Annotated in this window: 5 protein-coding genes; 1 reads left to right on the top strand and 4 read right to left on the bottom strand. The window is 66.3% G+C overall.

Annotation, left to right across the window (positions count from 1 at the left end):
* Window positions 1-229, top strand: a 229-nt coding sequence (locus tag VFS34_02885; GenBank protein HET9793382.1) for a hypothetical protein, incomplete at its 5' end; no start/stop codon positions are given.
* On the opposite strand, the gene VFS34_02880 is transcribed toward VFS34_02885, so the two are convergent.
* The 4 genes from VFS34_02880 to VFS34_02865 form a co-directional block, all read right to left on the bottom strand.
* The gene (locus VFS34_02880) at window positions 196-684 is read right to left on the bottom strand and encodes a DinB family protein (GenBank protein ID HET9793381.1); all 489 of its coding nucleotides are present in this window, start codon (window positions 682-684) and stop codon (window positions 196-198) included. The genes VFS34_02885 and VFS34_02880 overlap by 34 nt on opposite strands.
* Before the next feature lie 117 nt (window positions 685-801).
* Complete coding sequence (locus VFS34_02875; protein ID HET9793380.1) at window positions 802-1,284, bottom strand: hypothetical protein; 483 nt, start codon at window positions 1,282-1,284, stop codon at window positions 802-804.
* A 183-nt stretch (window positions 1,285-1,467) separates the two neighbouring features.
* Complete coding sequence (gene rpoC / locus VFS34_02870) at window positions 1,468-5,649, bottom strand: DNA-directed RNA polymerase subunit beta' (protein HET9793379.1); 4,182 nt, start codon at window positions 5,647-5,649, stop codon at window positions 1,468-1,470.
* Window positions 5,650-5,698: 49 nt separating this feature from the next.
* On the bottom strand, window positions 5,699-6,354 hold a 656-nt coding region (locus VFS34_02865), incomplete at its 5' end, for a DNA-directed RNA polymerase subunit beta (GenBank protein ID HET9793378.1).

Here is a 6,354-nt window from a genome sequence, read left to right as displayed (position 1 = left end):
CCCGCTCCGGGCAGCCGGACGCGACGATCTCTCCCGCGCCGTCGTCGAGAAGCTGCGCGAGCGCGACGCCGCGCGCCGATGGCACGCGGATCGGAACTGGAGCGGCCGGCTGCGCCGCGCCGATCGCCGCTGGCTGGGCGGGAGGCTCGCGCGCGCGTACCGCGCGGCCCGAAGGAAGCAGGGAGGGCCGGCCGGCTACATCCCGGGGTCGTCCGCGGAGGGACCGTAGATCGACGGGACCTTCGCCCCCATCGGCCGCAGGTAGCTCGAGAGCTGCCCCCGATGGTGGATCGCGTCGAACAGGAACCCGAAGAGCATGTCGCCCAGGCTCGCCTCCCACGCCACGTTCCCGTTCACGACGAACTGCGCCTTCGCGTCCCACGCCGCGTCGTCGAGCTTCGCGATCCGCCGCTGGAGCTCCTCCGCGTTGTTCTCGAACGCCGCGATCGACTCTCCGACCGCCGCGGGCACGGGCTTCAGGACGAAATCGACCTTCCCGCGCTCGATGATCTCGCACGCGTCGCCGAGTTCGCTGGCGAGGAGCCAGACCAGGTCGGCGGCCGAAGTCGAGCGCGGGTCGGGGCGGTAGGAGGCCCGGTCGGCAGGAACGGCCTTCATCACCCGGACGAACTTCGGCTTCTCCGCCTCGAAACATTCTTTGTAGTATTCACGGACGGTCTTCATGCTGTCTCTCCTTTCCGGCTGCGCCGGCGGCCGAATCATCCGCCGGAACGGCGCCGGGAATCAAACCCGCGGCGCGGCCCGCGGAAAGGAAAGGCGGTCGACCCGGAGCGAAGCGCGCTACAGGCAGTTCGGCGTCGGGACGGTCGAGGCGAACGAATCGTAGGTCGTCCGAATCCCCCGCTCGGGCGGGCTCACTCCCCCGACCCGGACGAGCACGATCCGGCAGGGCGCCTGGAATCCGGCGCCGAAGTCGCGGAGGAAATTCGCGTAATCGATCGAGACGATCGCCGTTTCCACCGAAAACGTGAAAATCGAGGTCAGGTCGGGCGCGTTCGAGCAGTCGCTGGACAGGGAGTCGTACTCGACCGTCACCTCGATCGCGTAGCGGCTCGCGCCCGGCACCGGCTCCCAATTGACGTCCAGCGTTTCGCAGGCTTCCAGGGCCACGAGGTTTGCAGGGGCGGCCAGCCCCGGCAGCGGCCCCGGCTCGCCCCGCAGAGGGTGGGCCGCCGCGACGAGGGCGACGATGAAGACGAGCCGCTCGAAGAACCGCACCGGAACCCCCTTCGCGGCGCCGCTCCGGCGGGCGCCGGATTCCATCCGCATCGATGATCGCCGGGCCCGTCGGCATCGGCAAGATGGAAATACCTCATTCGAAAAAGGGATCGACTCGCTCGAGGAGCCCGGCGCGAACTCCCGGACAGGAAAAAGGCCCCGGCGTTTCCGCCGGGGCCGTTCCCGTTTTCGCCCGGTTCTCCGCCGCTCGCGCGGCGAAGCCGCTCGTCAGATTTCCTCGTCCGCCTCGAACTCGGAATCCGCTTCGGCCATCGCGAGATCGTCGAGGTTGTCCGTCAGGAACTCTTCCACGACCGGCTCGACCTCCGGGATGTCCTCCTTCTCGAGGACGACGTCGCGGTAGTAGCTCATGCCGGTACCCGCCGGGATGAGACGCCCGACGATGACATTCTCCTTGAGCCCGCGGAGCGAGTCGACCTTGCCGGAAATCGCCGCCTCGGTGAGCACCCGGGTGGTCTCCTGGAAGGAGGCCGCCGAGATGAAGCTGTCGGTCGACAACGAGGCCTTCGTGATGCCCAGCAGCAGCGGCCGCCCGATCGCCGGCTCGCCTCCCGCCGCGATCACCCGCTCGTTCTCCTCGGTGAACCGGAAACGGTCCACCTGCTCGTCGATGAGGAACTCCGTGTCGCCGACCTCCTCGATCTTGACCGAGCGCATCATCTGGCGGACGACCACCTCGATGTGCTTGTCGTTGATCGCGACGTTCTGCGAGCGGTAGACCTCCTGGATCTTGTCCACCATGTAGCGCTGGAGCTCCTTCTCGCCGAGGATCGCGAGGACGTCGTGCGGGTTGATCGGGCCGTCGATCAGCGGATCGCCGGCGTGGACCTTCTCGCCGTCCTGGACGTTGACGTGCGTGTAGCGCGGGATCAGGTACTCGCGGACCTCGTTGTCCTCGGATCGGACGATGATCTTCCGGAGACCCTTCGTGATCGGGCCGTACTCGATGGCGCCGTCGATCTCCGTGATGATCGCCGGTTCCTTCGGACGCCGCGCCTCGAAGAGCTCGACGACGCGCGGCAGACCGCCCGTGATGTCCTTCGTCTTCGTCGTCTCGCGCGGGATCTTCGCGAGCGTGTCGCCCGGATGGATCTCCTGTCCGTCGGTGACCATGAGATGCGAGCCGATCGGGAGCAGGTACTTGCGGTCGGCCTTCCCGTCCGCCGCCGCCTTCGTGTGGATGACGAGCTGCGGCGAGCGCTTTTCGGCCCCCAGGGATTCCACGATGATGTTCTGCGAGAGGCCCGTGACGCGGTCGGTCTCCTCGCGGAGGTTCTCCCCTTCGACGATGTCCTTGTACTCGACGCGCCCGCCGACCTCGGAGAGGATCGCCGACGTGAAGGGATCCCACTCGACGAGCTCCTGGCCCGGCGCGACGTCCTGGCCCTCCGTCACCTTCAGGTTCGAGCCGTAGACGACCGAGTAGCGCTCCTTCTCGCGTCCCTTGTTGTCGAGGATCGTGATCTTGCCGCTCCGGTTGACGACCACGAGGCTGCCGTCCTTCCGCTCGACCGTCGTGACGTTCAGGAACCGGACCTTGCCCGGGTTCTTCGCGACGTGCTTCGACTGCTCGGTCACGCGGGACGCGGTTCCGCCGTAGTGGAACGTCCGCATCGTGAGCTGGGTCCCCGGCTCGCCGATCGACTGCGCGGCGATCACGCCGACCGCCTCGCCGATCTCGACGAGGTTTCCGGTCGCGAGCATGCGCCCGTAGCAGCGGCGGCACACGCCCCGGCGGGTCTCGCAGGTGAGCACGGAGCGGATCTTGACGCGCTCGATGCCCGCTTCCTGCACCGCGGAAGCCAGCTCCTCCGTGATCTCGTCGCCGATCGACAGGATCTTCTGCTCCGTCAGCGGATCGAGGATGTCCTCCTGCGCGACGCGGCCGACGATGCGGTCGCGGAGCGCCTCGAGGATGTCGCCCCCTTCCATGATCGCGGTGACGACGATGCCGTCGGAGGTCCCGCAGTCCTCCTCGATCACGATCACGTCCTGGCCGACGTCGACGAGCCGGCGGGTCAGGTAGCCCGAGTCCGCCGTCTTGAGAGCGGTGTCGGCGAGGCCCTTGCGGGCGCCGTGGGTCGAGATGAAGTACTGGAGGACCGAGAGGCCCTCGCGGAAGTTCGCGACGATCGGGTTCTCGATGACCTCGCCGGAGGGCTTGGACATGAGGCCCCGCATTCCGGCGAGCTGCCGGACCTGCTCCTTCGAACCGCGAGCGCCCGAGTCCGCCATGATGTAGATCGGGTTGAATTCGGAGCCCGACTGGTCGGAGCGCTTCATCTCCTTGAACATCTCGTCGGAAACCGACTCCGTCGTGCGGTGCCAGATGTCGATGATCTTGTTGTGGCGTTCCCCGGCGGTGATCACGCCGGAGGACCGCTGGTTCTCGACTTCGAGGACCTCCTTGTGGGCGCGATCCACGAAATACTGTTTCTTCTCGGGAATCAGCATGTCGTCCACGCCGATCGAGATGCCCGCCTTCGTCGCGTACAGGAAGCCGGTCTCCTTCAGCTCGTCGAGCATCTGGACCGTGGCCGCCGCGCCGTACCGGAGGTACGAGAACGTGACGAGGTCGGAGAGGCCCTTCTTCTTGAGCAGGCCGTTGATGAACGGGAACTGGGCCGGGAGCGCGCGGTTGAAGATCACGCGCCCGACCGTCGTGTCGATGAGCGCCCGCTCGAGCGCCTGGATCTCGGCGTGGATGACGTCCTGGTCGTTGTACTGCGTGGTGAGATCCAGGTAATCGCCGGTGAAGCGGACGCGGATCGGCGTGTGCGTGACGACCTCGCCCTCGGCGTGCGCGAGCATCACCTCGTCGAAGTCGGCGAAGATCCGCCCCTCCCCCTTCGTCCCGGGCTTGGCTTTCGTGAGGTAGTAGCAGCCCAGCACGAGGTCCTGCGACGGGACGGCGAGCGGCCGGCCCGAAGCGGGTGAGAGGATGTTGTTCGAGGAGAGCATCAGGAGATGCGCCTCGACCTGCGCCTTCGGCGAGAGCGGAACGTGGACGGCCATCTGATCGCCGTCGAAGTCGGCGTTGAACGCCGGGCAGACGAGCGGATGGATCTTGATCGCCTTCCCCTCGACGAGCACGGGCTCGAAGGCCTGGATGCCGAGCCGGTGGAGCGTCGGCGCCCGGTTCAGGAGCACCGGATGGTCCTTGATGACCTCTTCGAGAGCGTCCCAGACCTCCACGTCGCCCTGTTCCACGAGCTCCTTGGCGGCCTTGATCGTCGGGGCGAGGCCCTTCTTCTCGAGCCGGTTGTAGATGAACGGCTTGAAGAGCTCGACGGCCATCTTCTTCGGCAGGCCGCACTGGTTGAGCTTGAGCTCCGGGCCGACGACGATGACGGACCGGCCGGAATAGTCGACGCGCTTGCCGAGCAGGTTCTGCCGGAAACGGCCCGTCTTCCCCTTGAGCGTGTCGGAGAGCGACTTGAGGGGCCGGTTGTTCGAGCCCTTCAGCACGCGGCCGCGGCGGCCGTTGTCGAAGAGGGCGTCGACCGCTTCCTGCAGCATGCGCTTTTCGTTGCGGACGATCACTTCGGGCGCGCGGAGCTCGAGGAGCTTCTTCAGCCGGTTGTTCCGGTTGATCACGCGACGGTAGAGGTCGTTCAGGTCCGAGGTCGCGAAGCGGCCTCCGTCGAGAGGCACCAGCGGACGGAGCTCCGGCGGGATGACCGGGATGACGTCCATGATCATCCACTCGGGGCGCTGCCCCGACCGGCGGAACGAGTCGATGACCTTCAGGCGCTTGGCCGCCTTCTGCTTCTTGATCTGCGAGGTCTCGGTCTTCATGACCAGGCGGAGCTCTTCCGCCTGCGACTCGACGTCGACGCGGCGGAGCAGCTCCTGGATCGCCTCCGCGCCCATGCGGGCGACGAAGACGTCTCCCCATTCGCCGCGCACCTCGCGGTACCGCTCCTCGGACAGGAGCTCCTTCTCTTTCAGGTCCGTCTCGCCCGGATCGATCACGACGTACGACTCGAAGTAGAGGACCCGCTCGAGGTCGCGCAGCGACATGTCGAGCAGGTGCCCGATGCGCGACGGGAGGCCCTTGAAGAACCACACGTGCGAAACGGGGGCCGCCAGCTCGATGTGGCCCATCCGCTCGCGGCGCACGCGGGACTTCGTCACCTCGACGCCGCACTTGTCGCAGACGACGCCGCGGTGCTTCATCCGCTTGTACTTGCCGCAGAGACACTCCCAGTCGGTGATCGGGCCGAAGATCTTCGCGCAGAAGAGGCCGTCCCGCTCCGGCTTGAAGGTCCGGTAGTTGATCGTCTCGGGCTTCGTCACCTCACCGAAGGACCACGACCGGATCTTCTCCGGAGAGGCGAGCGATACCCGGATCGAATTGAAATCCTTCAAACTGGTCGGTTGATTCATCAACGTGAGCGTTTCCAATTGCCCACTCCTTTCGAACTCTGCCATCCGGTTATCGCTTCAGGAGCTCGACGTCGAGACACAGGGACTGGAGCTCGCGCACCAGCACGTTGAAGGACTCGGGCAGGCCCGGATCCTCCGGGACCTCGCCCTTGACGATCGACTCGTAGACCTTCGAGCGCCCTTCGACATCGTCGGACTTCACGGTCAGCAGCTCCTGGAGGGTGTAGGCCGCGCCGTACGCCTCGAGAGCCCAGACCTCCATCTCGCCGAACCGCTGGCCGCCGAACTGCGCCTTGCCGCCGAGCGGCTGCTGCGTGATCAGCGAGTACGGCCCGATCGAGCGGGCATGGATCTTGTCGTCGACCAGATGCGAGAGTTTCAACATGTAGATGTAGCCGACGGTGACCTTCTGTTCGAACCCTTCTCCCGTCATGCCGTCGTAGAGCGTGGTCTTCCCAGAAGAGGGCAGGTTCGCGTCCTTGAGCAGCGCAAAAATTTCCTCTTCGCGCGCGCCGTCAAACACCGGCGACGCCACGTGCACTCCGCCGCGGCACTTCGCAGCGAGCTTCTGAACCTCGGAATCCGAGAGCTTCTCGATGAATTCCTGGCTCTCGTGATCGTTGTAGAACTCGCGCAGGCGCTTGCGAAGGTGCGCCGGGGTTGCGCCCGCCTTGAGATCGGAGTCGAGCCGATAGCCGATCTCGC

The sequence above is a fragment of the Thermoanaerobaculia bacterium genome, from assembly GCA_035717485.1.
Classification (GTDB): domain Bacteria; phylum Acidobacteriota; class Thermoanaerobaculia; order UBA5066; family DATFVB01; genus DATFVB01.
This window is presented reverse-complemented; position numbering and strand designations above follow the sequence as displayed.

What these genes read in the sequence shown, in the direction of transcription:
- rpoC (HET9793379.1), bottom strand. Translation starts at nt 5,649, where the DNA reads ATGAATCAACCGACCAGTTTGAAGGATTTCAATTCGATCCGGGTATCG.
- VFS34_02875 (HET9793380.1), bottom strand. Translation starts at nt 1,284, where the DNA reads ATGGAATCCGGCGCCCGCCGGAGCGGCGCCGCGAAGGGGGTTCCGGTG.
- VFS34_02880 (HET9793381.1), bottom strand. Translation starts at nt 684, where the DNA reads ATGAAGACCGTCCGTGAATACTACAAAGAATGTTTCGAGGCGGAGAAG.